Origin of the sequence: Paraburkholderia sp. Ac-20336 (genome assembly GCF_017105025.1) — a bacterium.
Lineage (GTDB): Bacteria > Pseudomonadota > Gammaproteobacteria > Burkholderiales > Burkholderiaceae > Paraburkholderia.
The window spans coordinates 1-26,249 of sequence record NZ_JAAGPS010000044.1; the positions used below are offsets into that span (position 1 = coordinate 1).

The following is a 26,249-nucleotide window of genomic DNA, read 5'->3' on the forward strand; positions in this document are numbered from 1 at the left end:
TCGGCGGGCAAATCGTTGAGCCCCTGCGTGAGCGCCTTGTAGTACAGCATCGTGCCGCCGACCAGCAGCGGTAGCCGGCCGCGCGCATGAATCTCGCCGACGAGCCGCAGCGTGTCGGCGCGAAACTGCGCGGCCGAATACGAGTCGGCCGGATCGACGATATCGATCAGATGATGCGGCGTGGCCGCGCGTTCTGCGGCGGTCGGCTTGGCGGTGCCGATGTCCATCTCGCGATAGACGAGCGCCGAATCGACGCTGATGATCTCGACCGGCCGCCGCGCGGCCAGCGCGAGCGCGGCCGCGGTTTTGCCGGACGCGGTCGGGCCGAGCAGGCAGGGGATCGGAGCAGGGTGTGACGTCATGGGCAAGCGGGCGCGCGTCGCAACGGTTTCATTCAACGCAGCGCGTTATTGCCCGCGCATGAACAGCCGATCGAGATCGGCGAGCGTCAGCTGATACCAGGTCGGCCGCCCGTGGTTGCATTGGTCGGCGCGTTCGGTTGCTTCCATCTGGCGCAACAGCGCGTTCATTTCGTCGAGCGTCAGACGCCGGTTCGCGCGTACCGCGTGATGGCAGGCGAGCGTGCCGAGCAGTTCGTGCTGGCGCTCGGTCAGCACGCGCGAGCCACCGAACGCGTGCAGGTCGGACAGTACCGCGCGCGCGAGCGCCTGCAGATCGGCGTCTTTCAGCAGCGCGGGCACCGCGCGGATCGCGAGCGTGGTCGGCGAGAGCACCGCGAGGTCAAAGCCGAGCGCGTCGAGCGTGTCGCGCTCTTCCTCGACCGTGCCGATTTCGACCGGGTCGGCCTGCATCGTCTGCGGGATCAGCAGCGGCTGCACGGCAATTGCGCGATCGGCGAGCGCGTTCTTGAACTGCTCGTAGAGGATGCGTTCGTGCGCGGCGTGCATGTCGACGATCACGAGCCCGTGGCGATTCTGCGCGAGCACATAGATGCCGTGAACCTGGCCGAGCGCGAAGCCGAGCGGCTGGTCGTCGGCGGCGTCGAACGTGCTTGCGCCGAACGGTGCGGCGGAAAACGGCGCGGCGGGTGCCGTCGTGCCGTAGGGCGCGGTCGTTTCGGCGGCCGAATCGCGCGCCTCGAACAGCGAGGCCCCTTCGACCCGCCCGGCAAGCGGGTCCTTGCGGCCGAACAGCGCGTCGTAGCCCGCGAGCGGTTGCGCGACCGGTAGCGTGCCTTGCGTCATGCGCGCCTGGCGCATCCAGGTGTTGCCGGGCTGCGAGCCGCCGAATCCGCCGGAGCCGGTGCGGGCGCCGGTGCCGAAACCGGCTCCCGAAGCGCCGCCTGACATACCGGCACCCGAGCCAAAGCCGCCGCCCGCGCTGCCGGCACCGCCTGCGCTACTTGCACCACTTGCACCGCCCAACGGCGTCGCCCCAAACGAAGCCGGCTCACCCGCTGTCGGCTCCAGGTGTGCCGCATGTCCGCCCGCCGTCGTTTCCGGCGACGCGCCCGCGTGCCGCGCAAGCGCGCGCTGCACCGCGTGGAACACGAACTGGTGGATCGAGCGCGAATCGCGGAAACGCACTTCGATCTTCGACGGATGCACGTTCACGTCGACGCCTTCGGGCGGCAGATCGAGGAACAGCACGTAGGACGGAAAGCGCTCGCCGTGCAGCACGTCTTCATAAGCGGCGCGCACCGCGTGGGTGAGCAGCTTGTCGCGCACGAAGCGGCCGTTGACGAAGAAATACTGCTGATCGGCGCGGCCGCGGCTCGCGGTCGGCAGACCGGCGCAGCCGTAGATCGCGAGCGGACCGGCGGCTTCGTCGAGCGGCAGATGGGCGGTCGCGAACGTGTCGCCGAGAATCTTCGCGACGCGCACGGGCGGCTCGCTCGCGTTCCAGTGCTCGACGGCCTTGCCGTTATGCAGCACCGAAATCGCGACGTCGGGACGCGCGAGCGCGGCGCGGCGAATCTGTTCGAGGCAATGGCCGAGTTCGGTCTGTTCGCTTTTCAGGAATTTGCGGCGCGCGGGCGTGTTGAAGTACAGCTCGCGGACTTCGATCGTCGTGCCTTGCGTGCCGGCCGCGGGACTCAGCACGCCGGTTTCCGCGTCGATGCGTACCGCGTGCGGCGCGTCGGCCGTGCGGCTCGTGATGCTCATTTGCGCGACCGATGCGATCGACGCCAGCGCTTCGCCGCGGAACCCGAGCGTCGCGACCGCTTCGAGCTCGGCGAGCGAGCGGATCTTGCTGGTCGCGTGGCGCGTCAGGGCGAGCGCGAGTTCGTTTTCGGGGATGCCGCAGCCGTCGTCGGTAATCGAAATGCGTTTGACGCCGCCTTCGTCGAGCAGGATGCGCAGCGTTTGCGCGCCCGCGTCGAGCGCATTTTCGAGCAGTTCCTTGACCACCGAGGCCGGCCGTTCGACCACTTCGCCGGCGGCGATCTGGCTGATCAGTTGATCGGGCAGGGGCTGGATCGCGCGCAACGGACGCGGCGCGGGCGCGGTGCCGGACGTGTCGGGGTGCGCGGCCGCGGCGGGGGCGCCGGCAGGCGTTTCGGAAAATTCTGACATGGCGAAATTATAGCGACTCGGCGCCAGAGGCTCGCGGGCATGCCTCATGCGTGCCGATCGTACGGCCCGGTGCGGCAGATTTTTAATCGCGCCGAGGCACTTTATGTATCATGTCGCGGTCAATTCGCAACGGTTTGCGATACTGCATGCCGGCTCTCTCCGCAGGCCGCGCGGCGGCCGTTTTTCCACGCTCATATTCGCTCGATAAAGGACGTTCCTTGGATACGTTGCTACATTTCGTCAATCTTGTCCTGCACATCGACAAGTTTCTCGGGGACTTCATTCACGTGTACGGCGCCTGGGTCTATGCGGTGCTGTTCCTGATCGTGTTCGCCGAAACCGGGCTCGTCGTTCTGCCGTTTCTGCCGGGCGATTCGCTGCTGTTCATCGGCGGCGCTTTCTGCGCGACCGGGCAGATGAACCTCGGCGCGCTGATCCTGCTGCTGCTGATCGCGGCGGTCACCGGCAATACCACCAACTATCTGATCGGGCGCGCCATCGGGCCGCGCGTGTTCAATTCGCATATTCCGGTGCTCGAGCGCTTTCTCGATCGCGCCGCGCTGCAGAAGACGCACAACTTCTACGAGAAGCACGGCGGCAAGACCATCGTGCTCGCACGCTTCATCCCGGTCGTGCGGACCTTTGCGCCGTTCGTCGCGGGCGCCTCGACGATGACGTGGAGCCGGTTCCAGTTCTTCAACGTCATCGGTGCGCTGTCGTGGGTGCTGCTGCTCGTGCTGCTCGGCTACTTCTTCGGCAACATCCCGTTCATCCGTCAGTATCTGAACGTGATCGTGCTCGTCGGTATCGGCGCGGCGATCGTGCCGGTCGTGCTCGGCGGCCTGTGGAAGATGCTGCGCAAGAATGGCGCGAATGCGAGTAACCGCTGAGGTGAGGCGATATCCGCATACCGGTATCGGGTGATAGTGCCGGCCCGTTTCGGGGTACGGATCGGGGCATGAAAATCGGGGCATGAATCAGAGCATGAAAACAGAAAGGCGTCGCTAGTTTAGCGACGCCTTTTTCATGGTGCCTGCTGTACTGAAGCCGTATTTCCTGTCTGCGCGCCCGTCGCCTTTTCCGATCAATCGCGTGTGACTGCGCGCGGCGCCAGCGGCGTTTCCGGCGTCGGATAACCGGCTTCCTTGAAGGTCTCTATGATCGCGCGATTCGTGTCGAAATAGACCTGCCAGTAGTTCTGGTTCGACGTATAAGGGCGCACGCACAGCAAAGGCCCTTCCGGCGTGAAGCTCAATACCTCGATATCCGGCGCGGGGCTCTCGACGACATTGGGAATTTTCGTCACGGCCGCTTTGAGGCGCGCCATCGCATCGGCCGGGTCGACGCCATTGGCGATCTTCGCCGTCAGCTCGACCCGGCGCACCGGCAAGACGCTGTAGTTCGAGATCGTATCGGAGAAGATCTTGTTGTTGCCGACGATCGTCGTGACGTTGTCGGGCGTCACGATCGTGGTGCCGAACAGACCCAGTTCCGTGACCGTGCCGGTGACGCCGGCCGCGGTGACGAAATCGCCGACCTTGAACGGCCGCAGCACCTGCATGAATATGCCGGCCGCGAAGTGCGCGAGCAGACCGCCCCATGCCGTGCCGATCGCGAGACCGAGACCGGCGAGCAAGGCCGCGAACGAAGTGGTCTGTACGCCGAAGATCTGCAGGATCGCAAGAACGAGCAGCAGGTTCAGCAAGGCGCCGACAATCGAGCTGAGATAGTGAGCGAGAGTGGGATCGACACGGCCGTTGCGCACGACCAGCTTGCGCAGCAGCCCGGTGATGAGGCCGATGATCCAGCGGCCGACGATCCACAGGACGATTGCCCCGACGACCTTGGTGCCGAGGTCGATGCCTCGGGTCATGATGAAGACACGTACGGTTTCAAGATCCAAGATGTACCTCGTTGGATAAGTTGCCATGAACTGATTGAACGGCGCTGGTGCAATACAGCGGCAAATGCTTAGGCGACGGGCGCGACCGGCGAAACCCGGTCCTCGGGAGTTATAGCCGACCGCGCCCGCATGCGCAAGGACCGTTCCTGCTCGTGGCGAGGGCGCTCGGCGTGCGTGGGGCCGGCGCGTCGGCTCAGATGCGCAGACGCGATTCCGAATACGGCGACGTGGAGATCACGATCGTCTTGCAGGCGTCGAGCTTCGTCGAGCGTCGGCGGCGTGCCACGTAGTGCCATGCGAACGCGACCATGATCGCCAGCACATAGGCGCCCGAGCGCTGGAAAAATGTTGCCGTTCGTGAAAATTGCCCGTAGCGGCTCTGCGCATCGGCGAACACGACGAAGGTCAGCACGATATCGAGGACAAGTGCGATCGCGGCGAGTGCGGCGAACACGCGCGGACCACTCAGCGTGGCGCCGGCGCCGAGCCGGTTGTACAGGCCGCACGCGAGCGACACGCCGGCAAGCAGGGCGAGATTGACAAGGATGTCTAACAGAAAGTGGGTCATATCGATCCAATGAAAGCGTAGTGCGCCGTGGCGTCGCCGAAACGTCCGCTTGTGCAACGTATCGGGCATGCCGTGTTGATCTGGCGGCGGCGATCATTACATATCTTCCTGTCTCGATAAATAAGCACGCGATGTCGATCGAGCACAAACCGCAACGCGGCTATGCAACGGACATTGGCAAAAATTTTGCGTCTGCAACATTTTTTGTCGCCCGTCTTTGTCGCCAATCATCACGTATGAAAACCGGACGTGAATTAACCGTCTACGGCTGATGTCCACGAAGCACTTCCATCGAGCTCTATGCGTACGGGCTATTTGAATTGAATGCCTCGGCTGCGAACCTGACACATCGCTGTCGCTCGTGCGCAGTAATCTCTTTCCTATACTGGCCCGGGATTGCGCATGGAAAGCCGCGCCCGATTGCTGCCTCTCGACGTATTCGCAACACGATCGGCCAATTGCGCGTAGAGTCAACGCCTGCGCATGATGTCGAGGTGTGATCGACGGCAGCGCAGCGAACTATATGGCGTTAGTTTTTTTCTCTCGCCCGAATCGAATAAGTCAATTTCCGTTGCCGACCCGAAGCCAATATTATGTCTAAGGTACCCGGAGTTTGGCCGAGGCCGGGTAGGTAATCATTGAACACGGTTGAAGGAGATAACGCATGTCAAGCGAAGCAAAATGCCCATTCAAGCATACTGCCGGGAGTGGCACGACCAACCGCGACTGGTGGCCGAAGCAGTTGCGACTGGACCTGCTCAGCCAACATTCCACCAAGTCCAATCCGCTGGACAAGGACTTCAACTACGCTGAAGCATTCAAGAGTCTCGATCTGGCTGCCGTCAAGAAGGATCTCGCGGCGCTGATGACCGACTCGCAGGAGTGGTGGCCGGCCGACTTTGGTCACTATGGGCCGCTGTTTATCCGTATGGCATGGCATAGCGCCGGCACGTACCGCACCGGCGATGGCCGTGGAGGTGGCGGCCGCGGTCAGCAGCGGTTCGCGCCGCTCAACAGCTGGCCCGATAACGTCAGCCTCGACAAGGCCCGTCGTCTGCTGTGGCCGATCAAGCAAAAATATGGCCAGAAGATTTCCTGGGCCGATCTGCTGATCCTCACCGGCAACGTCGCGCTCGAAACCATGGGCTTCAAGACTTTCGGTTTCGCCGGCGGTCGCGAGGACACGTGGGAGCCGGACCACGACGTCTATTGGGGCGCGGAAACGACCTGGCTCGGTGGCGATCTGCGCTATGGCAAGGGTGCGGCTGCCGACCCGCAGACACAGAGCGCCGAGGCAGGCCGCAATCTCGAGAATCCGCTCGGCGCGGTGCAGATGGGTCTCATCTACGTGAACCCCGAAGGGCCGGATGGCAATCCCGATCCGCTCGCGGCGGCTTTCGACATTCGCGATACGTTCGGGCGCATGGCGATGAACGACGAGGAAACCGTTGCGCTGATCGCCGGCGGCCACACGTTCGGCAAGACGCACGGCGCCGGTCCGGCCAGCAACGTCGGCCCTGAACCCGAAGCCGCCGACCTCGAGAACCAGGGGCTCGGCTGGCGCAACAGCTTCGGCACCGGCAGTGGCCGCGACGCGATCACGAGCGGTCTCGAAGTGACGTGGACTACCACGCCGACGAAGTGGGGCATGGGCTTCTTCGAAAACCTGTTCGGCTACGAATGGGAACTGACGAAGAGCCCGGCCGGCGCGCATCAATGGGTCGCGAAGAACGCGGGAGAAACCATTCCGCATGCCTATGACGCGTCGAAAAAGCTGCTGCCGACGATGCTCACGACCGATCTCTCGCTGCGCTTCGATCCGGCCTACGAAAAAATCTCGCGCCACTTCATGGCGAATCCGGATGCGTTCGCCGATGCGTTCGCGCGTGCATGGTTCAAGCTGACGCACCGCGACATGGGTCCGCGCTCGCGCTACCTCGGCCCGGAAGTGCCGGCCGAAGAACTGCTCTGGCAAGACCCGATTCCGGCCGTGAATCATCCGCTCGTCGACGCGCAGGACATTGCCGCGCTCAAGCAGAAAATCCAGGCATCGGGACTTAGCGTCGCGCAACTGGTGTCGACCGCGTGGGCCTCGGCTTCGACCTTCCGCGGCTCGGATATGCGCGGCGGCGCCAACGGTGCGCGTATCCGTCTTGCACCGCAAAAGGACTGGGACGCCAACCAGCCCGCGGAACTGGCGAAGGTGCTGAAGGTGCTCGAAGGCATCCAGAGCGAGTTCAACGGCGGCGCAGCGGGCGGCAAGAAGGTCTCGCTCGCGGACCTGATCGTGCTGGCGGGCGGCGTCGGTATCGAGCAGGCGGCACAGAAGGCCGGCCAGAGTGTCGAAGTGCCGTTCTCGCCGGGCCGCATGGATGCCTCGCAGGAGCAGACCGACGTGGAATCGGTCGGCATGCTCGAACCGGTTGCCGATGGTTTCCGCAACTACCTGAAGGGCAAGTTCGCGTTGCCGGCCGAAGCGTTGCTGATCGACAAGGCGCAACTGTTGACGCTGAGCGCGCCGGAAATGACGGCACTGGTCGGCGGTCTGCGCGTGCTGAACGTCAATGCCGGCAAGCATGCGCAGGGCGTCTTCACCGATCGTCCCGAAACGCTGAGCAACGACTTCTTCCGCAACCTGCTCGATATGAACACGCAGTGGAAGCCGCTCTCCGAGGAGCGGGATGCGTTCGAGGGACGTGATCGCAAGACCGGTCAGGTGAAGTGGACCGGTTCGCGCGTCGATCTGGTGTTCGGTTCGAACTCCGTGTTGCGCTCTCTCTCCGAAGTCTATGCAAGCGGAGACGGGCAGCAGAAGTTCCTTCGCGACTTTGTCGCCGCATGGGTCAAGGTAATGAACCTCGACCGGTTCGATCTCGCCTGAGCGGGCCCATGACCTCGTCGGGACGAAGCGTTCCGGCGAGGTCGGCAAGTACGCGAATCGACGCGAGTCCGACATGAAGCCGTGATGCCTTGCGGCACTTTGCTTCGGAAAACCACCAAGGGTTACAGCGCTTCATGCCTGTAACCCTTTGTTGTTTGTGGCGAGCGGTATGGATTCGACGACCCGCGCTCAGCCTGTCGGAGAAGGGGCGAAAGCCGCTGGAACGGCTGCGAAAAGTCGTCCGAATCTCGATACCCGAAATATATGATCGATCTCGAAACCCCAGAGTAGCAGGCGTTCCGGCCCATACCATGCTTTCAAGGTATGAAAAACGACTGGAACAGTATTGGACGCTCTCAGTACGCCGCGTGTATAAAACACACACTGTGACCGCACTGAAGCAGCCTCCGCCATGACCACTCCGACGATCGAACGTATCGAAACCTGCCTCGTCGATTTGCCGACGATTCGCCCTCACAAGCTCTCGGTTGCCACGATGCACGGCCAAACGCTGATGCTCGTGAAGGTCTATTGCAGCGACGGCATCGTCGGCATCGGCGAAGGCACTACGATCGCCGGCATGGCCTACGGCCCGGAAAGCCCGGAAGCGATGAAGCTCGCCATCGACACCTACTTCGCACCGGCCATGCTCGGCCAGGACGCGACGCGCATCCAGGCGTTGATGGCGCATCTCGGCAAGCTGGTCAAGGTCAATCACTTCTCGAAGAGCGCGCTCGAAACCGCGCTGCTCGATGCACACGGCAAACGCCTCGGCGTGCCGGTCAGCGAACTGCTCGGCGGCCGCCGCCGCGAGCGCTTGCCGGTCGCATGGACGCTCGCTTCGGGCGATACCGCGAAAGATATCGCCGAGGCCGAGCATATGCTCGACATTCGCCGCCATCGGATCTTCAAGCTGAAGATCGGCGCGAAAGAACTCAAGACCGACATCAAGCACGTTGCCGACATCAAGAAGGCGGTGGGCGAGCGCGCCGCGGTGCGTGTCGACGTCAACATGGCCTGGAGCTCGACCCAGGCGGCATGGGCGATTCCCGCGCTGGCCGATGCCGGCTGCGAACTGGTGGAGCAGCCGGTTGCGTCCGTCGTGGCGCTGGCGCGCCTGATGCGCCGTTTCCCGGTCGCGCTGATGGCCGACGAAATCCTGCAAGGCCCGGAAAGCGCATTCGAGATCGCGAAGAGCGGTGCGGCCGACGTGTTCGCGATCAAGATCGAGCAGAGCGGCGGTCTGTTCGCCGCGCAGCGCGTCGCCGCGATTGCCGACGCCGCCGGTATCGAACTGTACGGCGGCACGATGCTGGAAGGCGCGTTCAGCACGATCGCCTCGGCGCATCTGTTCGCGAGCTTTGCGAACCTGCAGTGGGGCACCGAACTGTTCGGGCCGCTGCTGATTACCGAAGAAATTCTGACCACACCGCTGGATTACAGCGACTTCGAGTTGACCGTGCCGAATGGCCCGGGTCTGGGCATCGAACTGGACGAAGCGAAGCTCAGGCGTTTCACCCGCGACGGGCTGCTGAAAGTCACTCGATAACCCCGACAACCACCGATAGGGTGCCGACCATGCTTTACCACGTACGAATGGATGTGAATATTCCGGCCGACATGCCGGCCGATGTCGCCAATGAAATCAAGGCGCGCGAAAAGGCCTATTCGCAGGACCTGCAGCGCAGCGGCAAGTGGCGCCATATCTGGCGTCTTGCCGGCGAGTACGCGAACTACAGCATTTTCGATGTAGAGAGCAATGCCGAGCTGCACGACATTCTGACCGGCTTGCCGCTATTTCCGTACATGAAAATTTCGGTGACGCCGCTGTGCCGTCACCCGTCGTCGATTCGCGACGGCGACGCCTGAGCCAGCGGAGCAGGCCGCTCCTCCGGGCGCGGACCCGCACTGAGCCATTTCCCCTGATACACATGGAGACTGTCATCATGAACGTCAAAGTATTCCAGAGCAAGGAAGCGCAGGACCTGTTGAAGGCCGCATCGAATATCGACGGCAGCAACGGCAATGTACGTTTTCAACAGATCATTCATCGTCTGCTCGGCGATCTGTTCAAGGCCGTCGACGATCTCGACATCACGCCCGACGAAGTCTGGGCCGGCGTCAACTACCTGAACAAACTCGGTCAGGATGGCGAAGCGGCGCTGCTCGCCGCGGGCCTCGGCCTCGAGAAGTATCTCGACATCCGCATGGATGCCGCCGACAAACAGGACGGTCTCGACGGCGGCACGCCGCGCACCATCGAAGGCCCGCTCTATGTCGCGGGCGCGCCGGTGCGCGATGGCATGTCGAAGCTCGACATCAACCCCGACGAGGACGCCGGCCCGCTCGTGATTCACGGCACGGTCACGGGTCCGGACGGCAAGCCGGTTGCGGGTGCGGTCGTCGAATGCTGGCACGCGAATTCGAAGGGCTTCTATTCGCACTTCGACCCGACGGGCGCGCAGAGCGAGTTCAATCTGCGTGGCGCGGTGAAAACCGGCGCCGACGGCAAATACGAATTCCGTACGCTGATGCCGGTCGGTTACGGCTGCCCGCCGCATGGCGCCACCCAGCAGTTGCTGAACGGGCTCGGCCGTCACGGTAACCGCCCCGCTCACGTGCACATCTTCGTCACCGACGACAAGCACCGCAAGCTGACGACGCAGTTCAACATCGAAGGCGATCCGCTGATCTGGGACGACTTCGCCTACGCGACGCGTGAAGAACTGATTCCGCCTGTTGTCGAGAAGACTGGTGGTGAAGCGCTGGGTCTGAAGGGCGATGCATACAAGTCGATTCAGTTCGACGTCAGGCTGACGCCGCTGGTCCAGGGTAAGGACAACCAGGTCGTCAACCGGCGGCGTGCTTCGGCTGCGGCTTAACGCGGGACATCGCGGCGGCGCGTGAGCGTCGCCGCTTGTTTTTCCGGCGTAGCGAAGTTCGCACTGCGTTTGCAGCCACATTCGCAGCCACGTTCGCTTCAACGCTTGCACTACCCGGCGTGCGCGAGTTCATTGCCTCGTGCGCGGCCGCTGTCAGATTACTATCGAAAAATCGGTGCCGGCATGCCACGCCATGCCGCCCGACGTTCAATAAAGAGGTGGGAGCCAACAGTGTCCAGTGAAATGCGTGAGCAGGCAGCACGCGATGTCCTTGCCGTACTGCCCGATCGAGCCAACGATCTGGTGCGGCTGCGCATCCTTGTCGATGGCGACGAGCCCGTCGTGACCGTCATTGGCAAATACAACCACGGCAAGAGCAGTCTGCTCAACGAATTGATCGGCCGCGAGACCTTTGCGGTTTCCGACCGGCGTGAAACGGTGAGCCTCGCGGATAACGTGCATCGAGGCGTGCGCTGGCTCGACGCGCCGGGGCTCGACGCCGACGTGGGTACCGCCGACGATCGCCATGCGCTGCAAGCGGTATGGCTCAGGTCGGACATTCGTCTCTTCGTGCATGCCGCCAAGGAAGGCGAACTCGACGAAAAGGAAACGGCGCTCTTCGCCGAATTGAATGCCGACGGCGCGAGAACGCGGCGTCAAACGTTTTTCGTGCTCTCGCAAGCCGACCAGCTGGCCGACGAGGTCGAACTCGACAAAGTCTGCACGGCGATCGGCAAGCAGGCGCCGGGCACGGAGCTGAACGTCGTTTCGTCGATGCGCAATCGCAAAGCGCTCGAAGGCGGCAAGCAGCTTCTGCTTGAGAAAAGCGGCATTCCCGCGCTGCGCGCCGCGTTGCACTCGGCGCTCGAGCGCGTGCCGCAGGCGCGGGCACATGAAGTCGCGCTCGTGTTCGACGACATCCGCGAGGAATGTCGCGCGCTGCGTGCCGGGCACGAGACAACGCTCGCTGCGCTGCGCGAAACGCAGCAGCGTCAGGCGCTCGAATTTCGTCAGGGCCTGAAGGCGGTCATCGAGAAGGTGAGCGGCGACATCGAGGCGATGTTGAATGCGCTCGGCACCGATCACGCGGCGATACCGGATTCCGCGCAGGACGCTTATGCGATCACCGCCGGAAAGGTGGAGCGCGGGCACATTCAGATTGCCTACTCGCGTGCCTGCATCGAAATGGATGGTTTTCTGGTCGGGCACGGCGTGGATGGTTTGCCGCCGGAACAGGAAACGAGCTCACGCCGCATGAATTCGGTGATGATCGCCGTGATGGGCGTGTCCGTGAAATTCCGCAAGGACTTGCGCAGGATGTTCTGCGAAGCGGCGGGGCGCGAACGCATGCAGCGCGAGTTCACGCACTACTACGAGCTATCCGACGACCGGCGCGCATTAGCCGGGCGGATCGCGCAAACGCAAGCCGCGATCGTCGCCGCGGAACAGGCATCGGCCGCGTTGCGCACACTGGAAGCGCGCGCATGAAAGCGGACGTGAGCAACGAACTGCGCTTTATCGCCGAAGTCGACGGGTTCGAATTCGTCGAGCGCGATATCGGCAAGATTCTGCACTCGCTGGATGCCTGGCTGGCGAAGCTGAACGCCGATCTGCACGACCATCTTCTCGCCGGCGATGGTTTGAAAGAGCAGAGCGCATTGGCCGCTCAGGCGGCTGCCATCAACGCCGTACTGCAAAACAATTCGCAGGCGTGTGCCCGGCAATGGGCCGATCTGGAATCCGCCCAGGCGCTGGCCGACTCCTTCGATGAGAACGCCTTGCTGCTCGTATTCGGCAAGTTCAACGCCGGCAAAAGTTCGTTCTGCAATTTTCTCGCGGACCGCTTCGTTGCGCACGGCAAGGCCGTGCAGTATTTCCATGTCGATGCGGGCCGCGTCGTCGAGACGGCGGAGCGCTTCAGCGAAGGCGCGACCGAAACGACGTCGCGTCTGCAAGGCGTGCGTCTCGGCGAAAAGCTCGTCTTGCTGGACACGCCCGGCTTGCACTCGGTGACGCAGGACAATGCGGCGCTGACGCAGCGCTTTATCGACAGTGCCGATGCGGTGATCTGGCTGACCAGTTCGACGTCGCCGGGGCAAGTGCAGGAGCTCGACGAGTTGGGCCGCGAACTGCATCGCAACAAGCCGCTGCTGCCGGTCGTGACACGCAGTGACGTGTACGAGGAAGACGAAGTCGACGGCGAGATCGTCAAGCTTCTGTGCAACAAGACGGTGCAGGGCCGTGCGCTGCAGGAGGCCGACGTCGAAGCGCGCGCGCGGCAAAAGCTCGTGGAAATGGACGTGGATGCCGCGTTGCTGAAGCGGCCCGTGTCGATCTCCGCGTACACGGCACGCATGCAGGGCGAGACGCCGCCGGCCTTGAGCGAAGCGGGATTCGAACGGCTGTACGCGGCGTTGCTTTCCATCACCGAGCCGGCGCTCGTCTACAAGCGGCGCAAGCGGGCGGAGATAGTGCTGCACCATCTGGAAGAGAACGTGCTCGGCAAGTTATGCGGCGAAGTGCTGCCGCTGCTCGCGGAGCTGGATGCGGCATCGCAGGCGGCGCGCGATCTGCTCGAACGACAGCAGGAGCGGATCGTCAACGCCGTATGGCGCGGCATTCTGCCGACGTTGCCGGCATTGCTCGAACAGTATGCTGAGGAACGTGACGTGCCGGCGATCCGCGAGAGCCTGTCGCGTGCGATTCACGAGGCGTTTTCGCGCGAGGCGAACACGCAGTTCGCCGATTACGTCATCGCAAACGAGGCAACGGTCGTGACCCTCGATCTCGATCAGGCGGTGGGTTTCGAGAGCATCGTGCTCGCGTATCCCGAGACGGACGGAAGCCTGCGCGAAGTCGTGGCCGTCGATTATCAGAAGCTGCACGCCGCGCTGAAACAGGCGATTCATACGAGCGTGCTGCGCCTTGCCCGCAAGGCCGGCAAACAGTGCAATGCTTCGCTCGAGCGCCTGATCGAACTTACAGGACGATTGAAGAATGCGTTGGGTCTTCACGCCCAGGGCTTGTTGGCGCTGAAAAGCGAATTGCGCGCGGAGTTCGATTGAAGGAACGCGCTTCGGTGTTGCCGGTATGCGGCAATGCCTGAGGGCGATTCAATCAACGGCGACGGCAACCGGCATGACAGGACACGGTTGAGACGGGAAGCGCAGCACCATGCGGCAGCCCGGCGCGTTGTCGTGTATTTCGAGCGAGGCGTCGTGTAGCCGCGCAATCGCCGCCACGAGACTGAGGCCGAGGCCGTGCCCCGGCGTCGAGCGGGTGGCCGCCGCGCCGCTGCGGTAAAACGGCCTGAGCACCGCGCGATGCTCGGCGGCCGCGATGCCCGGTCCGTTGTCGGCGATCTGCAATACCGCCTGCGTGCCATGCATGCGCACGTCCGCGGTCACGGCGCCGCCGTGCGGCGTAAATTTCAGCGCATTGTCGAGCAGGTTTTCGATCGCACCGAACAGGAGATCGTAATCGCCGCTCACTTCCACGCGTGCCGAAGCGCTCAGTGCCAGCGAGAGCCGACGGTGTTCGGCCAGCGGCTCGTAGAGTTCCGCCGCGTCGCGCAGGACCGCGTCGAGCGAGATCGTACGGAAGCTCGAACGCCGGCTGCCGGATTCGATTTCCGCGATTCTCAGCAGGGCTGAAAACCGCGCCAGCACGACGTCGGACTGCGCGATGGCTCCATCGATCGCCTGCGCGTAATCGGCTGTCGTCCTGGACCGGTGGCTCGCGCGTTCGAGCCCCGCGCGCAGATGCGTCATCGGCGTGCGCAGATCGTGGGCGACGCCCGCGCACACGCTGCGTACCTCGTCCACGAGGTGCTCGATTTCGTCGAGCATGGTGTTGACGATCATGCTGAGCCGGTCGAGGTCGTCGTGCGTGCCGTGTGTCGGCAGCCGCCGCCCGAGTTGGCCGGCCATGATTTCCCGAGCCGTTTCGCCGACCGCGCGAATACGGCGGTTCGCGAGGCTATTGAGCATCGCGCCGCAGGCAAGCGTGAGCAGGATCGATAGCGTCACGCCCGCGCATAGCGTTTTGACGAGCGTCTGGTCAAAGCGCAGCACGCTGTCGATCGAATGGCCGACCACGATGCGCAGTCCGTCGTCTGTCGGGATGATGATGCCGCGAAAGTGCGCCGTCGATACGCCGGTCCCGTCGTCCACCGTCTGCGTATAGTTGAACGGCACGCGCTCCGGTTCGTGCGGAAGCGTCGGCACGTTGCCGGCGAGCCGTGTACCGTCCGCGTCGAAGATGCCGTAGGGCAGCGTGTCCGCGATATCGCGGCGGCTTAGTGCCGCGATGCGCGAGATGGCCTTGTCGCGACTGATCGCGTGGAATTCGGAGAACTTGCCCTTCAGCCGGTGATCGACTTCGCGCATCAGGTAGCTGCTCGTCAGCCAGTACAGTGACACGAACAGCACCAGCGACGAGACGGCGAATACCAGCAGCAGCCAGCCGGTGCCGCCAGGCTGCACCGGGCAGGTACGTCTAGCCGAACGCATGAAGGATGTAGCCCGTGTTGCGCACCGTGACGATCATCGGCGAGAGCCGGCCCTCGAGGCTGATCTTGCGGCGCAGGCTGCAGATATGCATGTCGATCACGTTGGTCTGTGTGCTGGAGTGGTAATGCCATACCGACTCCAGCAGCATCCTGCGCGTGACGACGTCGCCCGCGTGACGCATCAGGAACAGGAGCAGGCTGTATTCGCGCGGTTTCAGTTCGACCGGATGACCGGCGCGCCGCACCGTGCCGGCCGCCGGATCGACGGTCAGATCGTCGACCCGAAGCGCCGATCCGGCGACGGCGGTGTCGTCGCTCATGCGGCGGCGCCGTAGCAGCGCGTTGAGTCGCGCGGTCAGTTCCAGCCAGTTGAACGGCTTGACCATGTAATCGTCGCCGCCGGTGCGCAGCCCGCGCACGCGCTCGTCGACCGCGTCGAGCGCGCTCAGGATCAGCACCGGCATCTGTTTGCCGATGTTGCGCAGCGTCGCGAGAATCGACAGACCGTCGACGTCGGGCAGCATGCGGTCGAGCACGATCGCGTCGAATTTGCCGTTGGTGGCTTGCAGCAGGCCCTCAAAGCCCGTTGCGACCCATTCGACCTGGAAGCCGTGGTCTTCGAGTGCGGCCGTAATTTCGAGTGCCGCGCCGTCGTCGTCTTCGACGACCAGAATACGTGACTTGCCTGTGGACATGTCGCTTACCGGTTGCCTCGCGGGTTTGTCCACCGGGGACGAAGCGCGTGGCCGGCCACTTCGTTCGTATGCATCGAGTGCCCGGTTTCGCTGAACGCGAAGCCGGGAGAAGAGGCGTGGACGGGGCGGCGTGTTGGCGCCCATTTCGGTTCAGGAGTGCGGTCTATGCCACCTGATATGAGGTGCCTGGAAACGACGTAATAATCCACGGTGCTCCGGCGATATTATTTTCAGAACATTTTCTATATTCATTCGTTTAGCCTTCAATAGCGAGAAATTGGGGCTGGGAATGAACGCTGTAAATAAACACTACAAATTTTTTGCGCGACGATGTTATCCGCGATTCCTTATCAATACCTTAAGGGTGTCGAAGAATCGAAGCGGCAGGACTACTGAGGACGACGGATGGCCGCCAGTCTTCCCCGCTGGTCCGGGCAGATGGGTCCGGTAGCGGACGCTGACCCATCAGTTTCATCGACGGACCACATGATTGACGTCACGGCGCCGCGCCCGCCGCGCCGAGGTCGCCTCCGAGGTTACCTCTATACGTCACGCACGGTACAGGCCCGCACGCTACGGGGAAATCGCACCCGGCGTTTATAAATGCAAGGCTGACGTAATAGCGATGCCATGCGTCCTGACTAAAGTCCCACCGCAGTTTTTCTGCGCGGTAAATCGTGTAGGTGACCTTTCGGCTCGGCAGCGGCATGGGTAAATCAAGCTAGCCGGTTTAGCCATTCATATACGTTTCCGGCATGGCCTGCTTTTGCTATGCGATGGGACTTATTCCAAATCCAAAATTGATAGAGGTTTGAATGAAAAGTACCGCACTTCGCCTGCTGCCGATTGCAGCAATGACGTCCATGCTTTGGGCTTGCGGCGGTAGCAGCACACCGGGGCAAAGCGGTCCGAACCCGTCGTCGACGCCTTCCGCGCCGAACCCTGCCTCGGGCACCACGCCGACCCCGACCCCGACCGCACAGGCGAGCCTGCTGGTTTCGCGCGGCGTCTATGACCCGAGCTTCACGGTCACGGGCACGCTGCCGTACAACGCCACGCCGGAAACGACCAACGCTTCGCCGGTGAGCGCCGTGACGCCGGGCACCTATCCGAACGTGTTCACGACGGAAGGGACGACCCCCGACGGCAATTTCGGCGTGACCGCCGATATCGTGATCGATCAATGGGCCGCCGGCGCCACCAGCCCGACCACCTATCTCGACGTGACGGCCGCGGCCAAGAAGGGCGGTTTCGATTTCACGACGAGCTTCGCATCGAAGTCGGAACTCGCGATGAACCTGTCGCAGGACGGCACCGCGATTACGTTCAACGGCTATAACGCACCGATCGACTCGATCGATCTCTCGAACTCGAACACGCCGGGCGTGATCGATCCGACCAACCCCGACGTTGCCACGCCGACGTACCGCACGGTCGCCCAGCTCAACCTGGCAACCAAGGCCGTGACGTTCACGAACACCAACGCTTACTCGGGCAACAACGGCCGCGCCTCGGTGCTGGTCGGCGGTCAGTACTACATCGTCGGCAACGCCGGCAACTCGGGTTCGTCGCCGAACCCGACCTATGGCCAGCTTGACATGCTGACCATGAACACGGGCGTGCAGACGCTCGCGGCAGGCAGCAGCTGCGCATTCTCGCAGCCGGTCGGCACGTTCTTCTCGGGCAACAGCAGCACCTACGCGGCACCGATGTCGTGCGGTCTGGGCACGATCACCGACGCGCTGTCGAGCACCACGTTCGCCAAGAAGACCAATGCCGGCGGCAACCAGTTCGGCTTCTCGCTGACCTCGCTCAGCCAGCCGTTCGACAAGACCGGCAAGGATGCCAACTTCCGCGGTCTGTTCCTCGCGCCGGACGGCACCCTGTACGCGTCGAAGGGCAGCGGTGGCAACGGCGTGAACACGGTCTTCCAGGTCGGCGCAACGGGCGCGCTCGCGAACGGCGCGAAGTTCAGCAACCTGCAGAACGTCGCCATCACGCCGCTCTTCACCACGCCGACGACCGCATGGTCGGGCGCGCCGGGCGCCGCCAACGAACCGACGTCGAACGCCACGCTGACCACGGCGCTGACGGCCGCCAGCGTGACGTCGTGGCCGATGAGCTGGAATACGGGCTTCCCGTTCGGCATGTGGATGCCGAAGACCAACACGAACCTGATGTTCGTGGCTGACGAAGGCGACGGCGATCCGGCCGACATGACGATCGGCAGCGGCGGTCTGTGGGTCTATCAGAAGTCGGGCAGCACGTGGACGGCGATCGCCCACCTCACCCAGGGTCTGAATCTCGGCCAGGCGTACACCGTGACCGACACCGCCGGCACGTACGGCACGGCGGGCGCGAAGTACACGACCTCGGCCGACGGTCTGCGCAACATCACCGGCCAGGTCAACAGCGACGGCTCGTACACGATCTACGCGATCACGTCGACGGCCAACAACAGCCTCGGTACGACGTTCGACGCGGGTGCCGATTCGAACCAGCTCGTGAAGATCACGCTGAGCGTGAGCGGCACGACCGTGACGACCTCGGGCTTCTCCGTGATGCAGACGGCGCCGTACGGCCAGGTTCTGCGCGGCGTGACGATGACGAGCCGCTAAGCGGCAACGCTGGCAGGCACCGGACAGGGTCCGGTGCGTTTCGGATGGCCCGCATTCTTCGGAGTGCGGGCCATTTGTCTGGTCAGGCGCGAATCTGTACCTTGATCGAATGCGCGCTTTTGTCCGCGGCGATCCTGAAGGCCTCGTCGATCTCGGCCAGATCCATCTCGTGCGTGACCATCGTCCGAAGCACGTTGCCCTTGCGCGCCAGCAGATCGATCGCGACCTCGAAGTCGTGCTTGCCGTCGATGACGCTATAGCAGTTCGGCAGATGGATGGTGAGCTCGCGTTCGAGGGCCTCGATGATTTCGAGTCCGCGGAAGCCGCGATCGAACGCGCCGAGGACACCCAGCATGCCGAGGTGGCGCACGAGCTTGCACGAGAAGTCGAGCGTGTCGGCCGAGCCGCCCACGGTCTCGATCGCATAGTCGGCGCCGAGGCCATCCGTCACCTGATTGATCTCGCCGGCGGCCGTCGGCAGGTCTAACGAAAGAACCCCCGCCGCGCCCATCTTCAGGGCGGCCTTCGCCTGGACCTCGTGCTTGGCGACCACATAAACCTTCTCGCTGCCGGCGTCGAGTGCCGCCGCCAACGCGGAGAGGCCGATGGTTCCCGCGCCCACGATCACGCCCGTCCTGCCCGGGCCGATCCCCATGCGCCGCGCCGCATGCACGCCGACGGCGACAGGTTCGACGATGGCGCCGAGCTGATCGTCGACCGCATCCGGAAGCGGAAACACGCCAACTGCCTTCGTCCTCACGAACTCGGCAAAACCGCCGCCGAACGGAAACTCGCGTGCCTGGCAGTGCAGCGCATAGCCGCGCTTGCAAAAAGCACATTTCCCGCACGCGGTGCCGAGCACCATGTCGACGGTGACGCGCCGGCCGAGCAAGGTGTTCGTCACGCCTTCGCCGACCGCAACCACGACGCCGCTCAGTTCGTGGCCCATGGGAAAGCCGGAGCGGCCGGCAAACGTTCGATAGGGATGCAGATCGCTGCCGCAGATGCCGATATTGGCGACCTTCAGAACGACCGTTCCCGGGATGGCCTCGGGTCGCTCCATTTCAATCAGTTCGAGCTTGCGCAGGCCGGTCTGCAGCGCCGCTTTCATGGCACCTCCAGCCGAATAGCATTCCTGATTCAATTGACTGTCCCTCCAGGTTCGTTAGGCAACCCGATTATGGCACGGCACCATCGGACGACCGCCGCCCGCACGGACCGCCGTGCTTTTTCCCGCGACAGCTGCACACATTCCTTTCCTTACACGGGTATCGAATTAATTAAAAAGGAACGTAATTTTTCCGCCACGGCTGTTTCATCATTGAGAACGAGAATCTGCTGCCGCGGCGGGTTGCCAGTAAGTACTGAATGGCTTTTGCCCGCGCGAACGGGGAGTGCTGGCGGCATCGGTACGCCATCGCCGCACGCTGTACGACAGCGGACGCCACTTCACCTGGGCCGCAGCGTGGCTGGATATCAAATCGCACAAAGCCAGCGCTGCCGCTCTGCTACCTGACATTTTTATTTCGACATGGGTCCGTGCCTTGAGCAGATCAGGACGCATCGAATCGAGCGTTGCCGGCACGGACAGGCAATGGACTGATCCATGACAAGTTTAATGAAATTTTTCTGAGGGGATGTGTCAATGAAATTGAAAGCAATACTAAAGAAAGAAATCCTGATCCTGGGCTGCCTCGCGCTTGCCGCGTGCGGCGGTGGCGGGAATTCCGGCGCGTCCGCACCGTCGGGTGCTTCCACGCCGTCAGGTGCGTCTACCCCGTCGGGTGCTTCCACGCCGACGGGCGCCTCCGCACCGACGGGCGCTTCCACGCCGGTCGTAACCCCGGCCAGCCTGACGTGGTCGGTCGACTCCGGTACGACCGTGACGCAGGCACAGATCGCCGTGAGCCCGTCCATCGGCTCGGGTGCCGGCGGTACGCCGTTCACGCTGGCGGCTCTCGCGGCCGACCCCAACAACACGCAGACCGTCGTGAGCGCGTCCAACCCGTTCCAGGCCAACGGCAACGTGCCGGATACGGCCTATGGGCTTTGCAACTACACGGCCTCGGCGGCACGCCTGTACTACGGCGGCACGACCGCCACCACGAACCCGCTGAACAGCTCGACGACGCCGTTCAATACGCCGACCGCCAAATCGGCCTTCAGCACGAGCGCGACCTATCCGTTCGTGAACATGGCGCCGTTCTATTTCCCGCTGACGTACACGTCGAACGTGACGTCGACCGGCAACGTCAACGCCTCGGCAACGCCGATCATCGGCCTGTTCGACTGGCGTCCCGAGTACATGGACGAAGGCCTGGTGGCGGCCGAATCCGACGACAACGGCAAGACGTGGTACTTCATGCAGAACACGCTGGAGCTGGCCGCGGGCAATAACGTTTGCCCCGCCACGCTGCAAAGCGACAACTCCGCGACGACGGCCGGCGACGGCTGGGGCCACGCCACGATCGTGCAGTTGCCGGGCTCGAATGCGAAGACTGGCGGCCAGATGCTGTACATGCTCAATCGTGCTCCGGCAGCTGTGGACGTTGCGCCGCTCAACGTGATCCAGCTGACCAACGTATCGCCGAAATTCCCGATTCAGAACACGAACGCCACGACGGTCGGCTCGCAGGACATCAACGCGATTCAAACCGCGCTGACGAATACGCCGGGCACGACGTCTCCGGTCGTCGTGCAGCAGACGGTCGGTCTCCTGAACCCCGACGGCATTCTGGCCGTGGTTCCGAATACCACGCCGGGCACGCCCACCACGGTTCTGTACGTGCAGAAGATCCTGAACGGCGACAACACCGGAAGCACCGCTCTGCCGGCTGTGCAGCAGTGCGCCAAGGCCCCGTTCAGCGGCAAGACCAACCATGACATCACGTATGTTCGGCTTGCCACGACGACAGACGGCGTTCACTTCACCGATGAAGGTGCGGTCAATGGCCTGAACGATCCGACCACGGTCGACTACAACGGAACCCGTTGGGTGACGCCGCGCGGCACGCTGATCGACATCAACGGTGACGGCAGCCGCTGGGGCCTGCTGTTCTCGGCAGGCAACTGTCTCGATGCGGACTCCGATGCGTTCCACTACATCGGGTACGCGGAATCGAGCGACCTGAAGAACTGGACTGTCTATAACGACATCAACCATCCGATCGCGTCGATCAACACGATCACCGCGAAGAACCAGGGTGGCAATCAGTCGACGGTGACGATTCCGGCCAATCCGCCGCTGATCCCGACGCAGTCGTGGTTTGCCCAACGCGTGTACGCACCGTCGGGCATCCAGATCGATCCGACGCACCTGAGCGTGACCTTTGCGGGTTATGGCGTGCAGTCGCCGAAGACCGACCTGCTGAACTACCGTCAGATCGGCAACATCGTGCTGACGGCCAGCAAGGCGCTGCCGAAGGCGCCGAACAACATCAATAACCAGTAAGCGTTGATCTTGCGTAGTACAGACGGTATGCGGTAGCCGTCTGCGGTTTCTCCCGAGCCGTACGTGCTCGAGGGAGCCGAAAGCAAAACCTGAGCGCCACCTGCCTTGACCGGCCAGGTGGCGCTTTGCTTTATGCGTATGGTTGGTGGTTCATGTTTGCGATAGGTGGGCGTCGACAAGAGGGGCCAACTGCGGCGCGTACTCATGTGCCAGATCGTGGTTGCCACCTGCGACGACATGCAAGCGTGCGTCAGGAAGCAGTTCGAGAAGCCGCCGGCCAACCGCGACTGGACTGATTGGATCGGCATCTCCCCAAAGCAGAAGAACCGGCTGCGCGATGCGGCGCAGTTCGTGCGTCAGGTCGGCCTTGAAGGATGTGAACCAGTCGGGGAAAGGCGGATTTGCATTGCTCAATCCACTTCGCCAATCCGTGGCGCCCAGTGCCTGGGTGTCGATTCCGCCAGAAGTTACCGTCAGAACCAGATGAGTGACCAGGTCGGGCTTGGCGAGCGCTGCGCGGATCGCAATCACGCCACCCATCGATTGGGCGATCAGCGCGGTGGGTTGGTCGATCTGGTCGACGACCATCCGAAGCAGGTCGTCGATGTCGTTGACGTCGGGCGCAGCGGGCTCCTGGCCGAACCCGGGATACGCGACGATGACTTTTCTGGCGGGGTTCGTCAGGCGATTCGCGAGTGGCTGCCAGAATGCGGTGTTGCCGGATGCGCCTGGCAGGAAGAGTAATTTTGAGGGGGTGCGCGTGTACTGATTCTTCATTGCTTATGGGATGCCGATTGCGCGTATGGACGTTGTGGATGTTGCCAGCGCGAGGAGAACGATTGTCGATGATCCCGATGTTGATGTCGACCGGTCGCTCCTCGCCGACAATACGCTTTCACTAACCGTTCGCACGTTTGTTCGGCGTCAACGGCGGTTATGTCGCTTCATATTTCGATAGGTACGACCGACCATGACGCGACGCTCGACGTGCGGCACCCAATGTCCGCAAGCGTGTGTGCAAGGGGTGTTTGCAACGCACACGCGCCGACAGGCGTCGGAGCGACACGTCGTGCTCGCAGCCTAACCGGTCGCATGGAAAGGGGTACCATGAGGAAGTTATCGAACGCCAGGTTCATCCGTACCTGAGCGTATAACGTCTCCCTGACCAGGAGTCCTGCCATGATCCTCTATCACACCGTACCCGATTCCCCGGTTATCGAAATCTCAGTCGAAGGCAAAATCACCGACCACGAACTGCGCGAAGCCATCGAGCGCATGCGTGGTGATCTTGAACTGAACGGTAAGACCCGCGTGCTCGAACGCATTGAGCATTTCAGTGGCATCGAGCCGAAGGCGCTATGGACCGATATGACGCTCGGTGTCTCCGTTGCCCGCAAGGTCACGCGTGCCGCCGTGGTGGCCGATGCGGGCTGGATTCGCGCTGCGATGCATCTGGCGCGGTTTTTTACGAAGGCTGAAATCAAGGCATTTCACGTCAACGAACTGGAGCAGGCGCGGGCCTGGATCAACGCCTGAACGTCGTTGACAACCGATCGCATCGACGAATGAAGACGACAGTGAATCAATGAGACCTTACCGTTCGAGCAGTTTGAAGAACGGCGACGCGATAATGAGTAGTCCAAACGCGAAAACTATCCACCAGGCCGGTGTTCTGAGGTGTGCGAGAGCAGGAACGCGACGCACGAGATAGCACGGAATCAGACAGGCTACGATGCCAAACACCGGCACAGTAAGCTGCATCAGCATCATCGTCGAAATATTGAGCTTTACCCAGAAGGTCAGAAAGCAGACCGTACCGATAGCAATCGCAAACGGCACTAACCGGTTGAAACGGTCACTACGGACCATGAATCTATCGACGATGTTGGTGACAATGCCACGCACGGCGTCGTGGAAACCGAGGTAGATCCCGAAGAAGGCCGTGAAGATTGCCAGAACATTCAGAATCGTAGCCAGAATCCGGACTGTTTCACCTCTCATGACTCTGGCGGCAAGCGCCAGTGAAGAGATGTTGTGCGTCATCGCGTAGACCGCATCCTCGTGGTGTGTCGCCAGCATAAAGGACAGCGCAAAAAACACCACGCAAGTTACGAGGATAAAGTAGGCATATCGGCATGCACGAAGCGACCGATAGTTGGCAATTTCACGCTTTCCTTCCAGTTTCCGGTACGCGACGTTCATCGGATTCAACACATGAACGTAGATGATCGAGAGCATGGCCCAAGGCAAGGTGAGCAGCACATCAACCATGAACGACGAAATCTCCGGAAAGTGACCGAGTGCGAGGTGAGACACATTCCAGTAAGGCATCATCGACAAACCGAGAAACACAATGATGCCCAGCTTCGAAACAATCATAGGCCCGGAGATACGGAACAGGAGTCGCTCTCCGCGCGACGCGATCAACACAAGCGTAATGATGATCGCACCGATGTACCACGTATGATCGCCGAGTGACGCGGCCGTCAGCTTGTATGTCTGAAGATAGGATGCGCTATCTCTTGTGATAGCCGAGGAATACGCGAGCATTCCCTTCAGCAGCATCAGAAAATAGGCAACGCCCATGAAGCCAGCCCAGTTTTTGCCGAGGTATTGCGTGATGATGTCGTTGTAATCGTCGCACGCTTCGGTATGCGCCAGCGACTGAAGGTACAGTCGAGCCTGAAGGTACGTCGCAGGATAAGCGATCACCAATGCCGTCAAAGACACCCAGAATCCTTTGACGCCCATCTGGATCGGCAGAAAAATGATCCCAGACCCGATCGCCATCCCGATGCACATCACAACCCAGCCGGCGTCATATCGCGTGAAGGGGACCGTGGGCTGCCCGGTTGCTTCGGGCAGGCAAGTTGGCAGCGTGTCGGCAGCGTTTTTCATCGAATCTCCCGGATTTTTTTCTCTTCAATATCGTTCGCCACGCGGCTCATCACAATGCACCGGCGGGCTTTCCGCGGACGTGCTATTGACAGCATCAATTCATAAAAGCTTCGCGCCACGTCGATACGCCACGGCGCCGCGACTGCATTGTCTGGGGGGCAACACGGAGTCGTGTCGTTCCTTATGCCAGTTAGCTTCCCGAAAAGAACCGTCGAGTTGATGCATCTCCTGGCTCGCATTATCGGAGCGCGAGCGGCTCCAAAAAAAGTGTTTCGCTGATTGGAACGTGCAAATGGTTGGGGCCGATTGGCAGGCAGTAGCCGGCAGATTCGCGTGCGGGTATCCGGAGCACCGGTCTCTCGGGATGGTCACGACGAACCATATAGCAGTGGGCGGTGATGACAATTCAGAGTAGAGTGGGCAGCTATCGAAATCGGTCCACCTGTCCGAATCGCTTCCATACCCAAATTGTCCTCAAAGCCAAATTCCCAGAGCCCTCGGCTCGCAGGACCGGATGGTCTCGCGGACGCCTTAAGCGACCGACAGTTCTCGACAAACCTTGCCCGAGGTCTCGATGTACTGCGAGCTTTCACTGCCGCCGAGCCCGTGCTGACCAACCGGGCGCTTTCTGATCGTACCGGGCTACCGAAAGCGACTGTTTCGCGACTCACGTACACGCTCACGCTGTACGGATATCTGGTTCAGGAGGAGTCCGGAGCTTACCGCCTGGGAACAGGTTTCCTCGCACTCAGTCATCCCATTCTGGCGAGCTTGCCGGTACGACAACTCGCGCGCCCATTCCTGCAGGCACTCGCCGATCAAACAGGATTTACTGTAAATCTCGCTATGCGCGAGCGTGTGAAGGCAATCTACATCGATACTGTTCGCGCTGATCTTTTCAATCCCTACCTTCCCGATATCGGACGCGTCAGCCCTCTTCTGCAGAGTGCAATCGGACGCGCACTCATATTCGGTCATCCTTCGGCGGAAAAAGAACGTCTGCTCAATCGGATCAAGGTGGGCGACCCAGAGAACTTCGAGGCAGGCCTTTCACTTCTCAAGGATGACGAAGCATTGTTCGCCAGGACTGGTTATTGTCGCGCACGAGGACCGTGGCTTTCCGATATCGATGCGATAGCCGTGCCACTTCCACTGCCGGGCCGGATGAGCCCTGTCGCGATCAATTGTTCGGTTGCGATGTCCGCACCTCACGTCGCGCGACTGGTTGAGGCTGTCGATGCGCTCAAGGACACCGCACGGCAAATCGGCGATGCTTGCAGCCGCGCGAGACCTGAAAGACTCTGAT

General features: G+C 62.2%; 21 protein-coding genes. 12 read left to right on the forward strand and 9 right to left on the reverse strand.

Annotated features, from left to right (window positions below):
• The coding region (locus tag GXB81_RS15175) for an isopentenyl transferase family protein (protein ID WP_277396789.1) at positions 1-362 on the reverse strand (362 nt) is incomplete at its 3' end.
• 45 nt (positions 363-407) lie between these two features.
• Positions 408-2,537 (reverse strand): DNA mismatch repair endonuclease MutL, encoded by a 2,130-nt coding sequence (gene mutL / locus GXB81_RS15180; protein ID WP_205989658.1) that lies wholly within the window; start codon positions 2,535-2,537, stop codon positions 408-410.
• Positions 2,538-2,755: 218 nt separating this feature from the next.
• On the opposite strand from mutL, the gene GXB81_RS15185 reads away from it, so the two are divergent.
• Positions 2,756-3,427, forward strand: a complete 672-nt coding sequence (locus GXB81_RS15185; RefSeq protein ID WP_167036069.1) for a VTT domain-containing protein — start codon at positions 2,756-2,758, stop codon at positions 3,425-3,427.
• A gap of 194 nt (positions 3,428-3,621) precedes the next feature.
• Here GXB81_RS15185 and GXB81_RS15190 read toward each other — a convergent pair whose 3' ends face one another.
• Both GXB81_RS15190 and GXB81_RS15195 read right to left on the reverse strand, forming a co-directional pair.
• On the reverse strand, positions 3,622-4,440 hold the full coding sequence (locus GXB81_RS15190) for a mechanosensitive ion channel family protein (RefSeq protein ID WP_167036072.1): 819 nt from the start codon (positions 4,438-4,440) through the stop codon (positions 3,622-3,624).
• 193 nt (positions 4,441-4,633) lie between these two features.
• Positions 4,634-5,008: a hypothetical protein gene (locus GXB81_RS15195; RefSeq protein ID WP_167036075.1), complete on the reverse strand. Its 375-nt coding sequence runs from the start codon at positions 5,006-5,008 to the stop codon at positions 4,634-4,636.
• A 20-nt stretch (positions 5,009-5,028) separates the two neighbouring features.
• Between GXB81_RS15195 and GXB81_RS15200 the strand changes: the two genes are divergently transcribed.
• The 7 genes from GXB81_RS15200 to GXB81_RS15230 all read left to right on the forward strand — a co-directional run bounded on the left by GXB81_RS15200 (position 5,029) and on the right by GXB81_RS15230 (position 13,836).
• Positions 5,029-5,280: a hypothetical protein gene (locus tag GXB81_RS15200; protein WP_167036078.1), complete on the forward strand. Its 252-nt coding sequence runs from the start codon at positions 5,029-5,031 to the stop codon at positions 5,278-5,280.
• Between the two features lie 392 nt (positions 5,281-5,672).
• Positions 5,673-7,889, forward strand: coding sequence for a catalase/peroxidase HPI (gene katG / locus GXB81_RS15205; protein ID WP_205989659.1), 2,217 nt, complete (start codon positions 5,673-5,675; stop codon positions 7,887-7,889).
• Between the two features lie 412 nt (positions 7,890-8,301).
• Positions 8,302-9,438: a muconate/chloromuconate family cycloisomerase gene (locus GXB81_RS15210; protein ID WP_205989660.1), complete on the forward strand. Its 1,137-nt coding sequence runs from the start codon at positions 8,302-8,304 to the stop codon at positions 9,436-9,438.
• 29 nt (positions 9,439-9,467) lie between these two features.
• Positions 9,468-9,758, forward strand: a complete 291-nt coding sequence (gene catC / locus GXB81_RS15215; RefSeq protein ID WP_167036084.1) for a muconolactone Delta-isomerase — start codon at positions 9,468-9,470, stop codon at positions 9,756-9,758.
• A gap of 77 nt (positions 9,759-9,835) precedes the next feature.
• Positions 9,836-10,771 (forward strand): catechol 1,2-dioxygenase, encoded by a 936-nt coding sequence (gene catA, locus GXB81_RS15220; RefSeq protein WP_167036086.1) that lies wholly within the window; start codon positions 9,836-9,838, stop codon positions 10,769-10,771.
• 231 nt (positions 10,772-11,002) lie between these two features.
• Complete coding sequence (locus tag GXB81_RS15225) at positions 11,003-12,259, forward strand: GTPase (RefSeq protein WP_205989661.1); 1,257 nt, start codon at positions 11,003-11,005, stop codon at positions 12,257-12,259.
• Positions 12,256-13,836, forward strand: a complete 1,581-nt coding sequence (locus GXB81_RS15230; protein WP_205989662.1) for a dynamin family protein — start codon at positions 12,256-12,258, stop codon at positions 13,834-13,836. Before GXB81_RS15225 ends, GXB81_RS15230 begins: the two co-directional genes overlap by 4 nt.
• Before the next feature lie 48 nt (positions 13,837-13,884).
• On the opposite strand, the gene GXB81_RS15235 is transcribed toward GXB81_RS15230, so the two are convergent.
• Together GXB81_RS15235 and GXB81_RS15240 are read right to left on the reverse strand one after the other, a co-directional pair.
• Entirely contained in the window at positions 13,885-15,282 is a 1,398-nt protein-coding gene (locus GXB81_RS15235) for an ATP-binding protein (protein ID WP_205989663.1), read from the reverse strand.
• The gene (locus GXB81_RS15240) at positions 15,269-15,976 is read right to left on the reverse strand and encodes a response regulator transcription factor (protein WP_167036097.1); all 708 of its coding nucleotides are present in this window, start codon (positions 15,974-15,976) and stop codon (positions 15,269-15,271) included. The genes GXB81_RS15235 and GXB81_RS15240 overlap by 14 nt, the downstream gene beginning before the upstream one ends.
• 854 nt (positions 15,977-16,830) lie before the next feature.
• On the opposite strand from GXB81_RS15240, the gene GXB81_RS15245 reads away from it, so the two are divergent.
• Positions 16,831-18,594 carry a hypothetical protein gene (locus GXB81_RS15245; protein WP_205989664.1) on the forward strand — a complete coding sequence of 588 codons (1,764 nt, stop codon included), beginning with the start codon at positions 16,831-16,833 and terminating at the stop codon, positions 18,592-18,594.
• Positions 18,595-18,676: 82 nt separating this feature from the next.
• Here the strand turns inward: GXB81_RS15245 and GXB81_RS15250 are convergent, their stop codons facing one another.
• Complete coding sequence (locus GXB81_RS15250; protein ID WP_205989665.1) at positions 18,677-19,705, reverse strand: alcohol dehydrogenase catalytic domain-containing protein; 1,029 nt, start codon at positions 19,703-19,705, stop codon at positions 18,677-18,679.
• A 534-nt stretch (positions 19,706-20,239) separates the two neighbouring features.
• On the opposite strand from GXB81_RS15250, the gene GXB81_RS15255 reads away from it, so the two are divergent.
• On the forward strand, positions 20,240-22,045 hold the full coding sequence (locus tag GXB81_RS15255) for a hypothetical protein (protein WP_205299337.1): 1,806 nt from the start codon (positions 20,240-20,242) through the stop codon (positions 22,043-22,045).
• 150 nt (positions 22,046-22,195) lie between these two features.
• On the opposite strand, the gene GXB81_RS15260 is transcribed toward GXB81_RS15255, so the two are convergent.
• The gene (locus GXB81_RS15260) at positions 22,196-22,822 is read right to left on the reverse strand and encodes an alpha/beta fold hydrolase (RefSeq protein ID WP_167036106.1); all 627 of its coding nucleotides are present in this window, start codon (positions 22,820-22,822) and stop codon (positions 22,196-22,198) included.
• Positions 22,823-23,224: 402 nt separating this feature from the next.
• On the opposite strand from GXB81_RS15260, the gene GXB81_RS15265 reads away from it, so the two are divergent.
• A complete protein-coding gene (locus GXB81_RS15265) occupies positions 23,225-23,581 on the forward strand; it encodes an STAS/SEC14 domain-containing protein (protein WP_167036109.1) in 357 nt (118 codons plus the stop codon).
• A gap of 57 nt (positions 23,582-23,638) precedes the next feature.
• On the opposite strand, the gene GXB81_RS15270 is transcribed toward GXB81_RS15265, so the two are convergent.
• Positions 23,639-24,943 carry an amino acid permease gene (locus tag GXB81_RS15270; RefSeq protein WP_167284233.1) on the reverse strand — a complete coding sequence of 435 codons (1,305 nt, stop codon included), beginning with the start codon at positions 24,941-24,943 and terminating at the stop codon, positions 23,639-23,641.
• A gap of 606 nt (positions 24,944-25,549) precedes the next feature.
• On the opposite strand from GXB81_RS15270, the gene GXB81_RS15275 reads away from it, so the two are divergent.
• Positions 25,550-26,248, forward strand: coding sequence for a helix-turn-helix domain-containing protein (locus tag GXB81_RS15275; protein WP_345889901.1), 699 nt, complete (start codon positions 25,550-25,552; stop codon positions 26,246-26,248).
• The last annotated feature ends 1 nt before the right edge of the window (position 26,249 follow it).

Excerpts from the sequence above, each read along its gene's own strand:
- GXB81_RS15195 (WP_167036075.1), bottom strand. The coding sequence starts at position 5,008 with ATGACCCACTTTCTGTTAGACATCCTTGTCAATCTCGCCCTGCTTGCC.
- GXB81_RS15270 (WP_167284233.1), bottom strand. The coding sequence starts at position 24,943 with ATGAAAAACGCTGCCGACACGCTGCCAACTTGCCTGCCCGAAGCAACC.
- GXB81_RS15235 (WP_205989663.1), bottom strand. The coding sequence starts at position 15,282 with ATGCGTTCGGCTAGACGTACCTGCCCGGTGCAGCCTGGCGGCACCGGC.
- GXB81_RS15230 (WP_205989662.1), top strand. The coding sequence starts at position 12,256 with ATGAAAGCGGACGTGAGCAACGAACTGCGCTTTATCGCCGAAGTCGAC.
- GXB81_RS15265 (WP_167036109.1), top strand. The coding sequence starts at position 23,225 with ATGATCCTCTATCACACCGTACCCGATTCCCCGGTTATCGAAATCTCA.
- GXB81_RS15260 (WP_167036106.1), bottom strand. The coding sequence starts at position 22,822 with ATGAAGAATCAGTACACGCGCACCCCCTCAAAATTACTCTTCCTGCCA.
- GXB81_RS15255 (WP_205299337.1), top strand. The coding sequence starts at position 20,240 with ATGAAATTGAAAGCAATACTAAAGAAAGAAATCCTGATCCTGGGCTGC.
- catA (WP_167036086.1), top strand. The coding sequence starts at position 9,836 with ATGAACGTCAAAGTATTCCAGAGCAAGGAAGCGCAGGACCTGTTGAAG.
- catC (WP_167036084.1), top strand. The coding sequence starts at position 9,468 with ATGCTTTACCACGTACGAATGGATGTGAATATTCCGGCCGACATGCCG.
- GXB81_RS15210 (WP_205989660.1), top strand. The coding sequence starts at position 8,302 with ATGACCACTCCGACGATCGAACGTATCGAAACCTGCCTCGTCGATTTG.
- katG (WP_205989659.1), top strand. The coding sequence starts at position 5,673 with ATGTCAAGCGAAGCAAAATGCCCATTCAAGCATACTGCCGGGAGTGGC.
- mutL (WP_205989658.1), bottom strand. The coding sequence starts at position 2,537 with ATGTCAGAATTTTCCGAAACGCCTGCCGGCGCCCCCGCCGCGGCCGCG.
- GXB81_RS15250 (WP_205989665.1), bottom strand. The coding sequence starts at position 19,705 with ATGAAAGCGGCGCTGCAGACCGGCCTGCGCAAGCTCGAACTGATTGAA.
- GXB81_RS15245 (WP_205989664.1), top strand. The coding sequence starts at position 16,831 with ATGACGTCCATGCTTTGGGCTTGCGGCGGTAGCAGCACACCGGGGCAA.
- GXB81_RS15240 (WP_167036097.1), bottom strand. The coding sequence starts at position 15,976 with ATGTCCACAGGCAAGTCACGTATTCTGGTCGTCGAAGACGACGACGGC.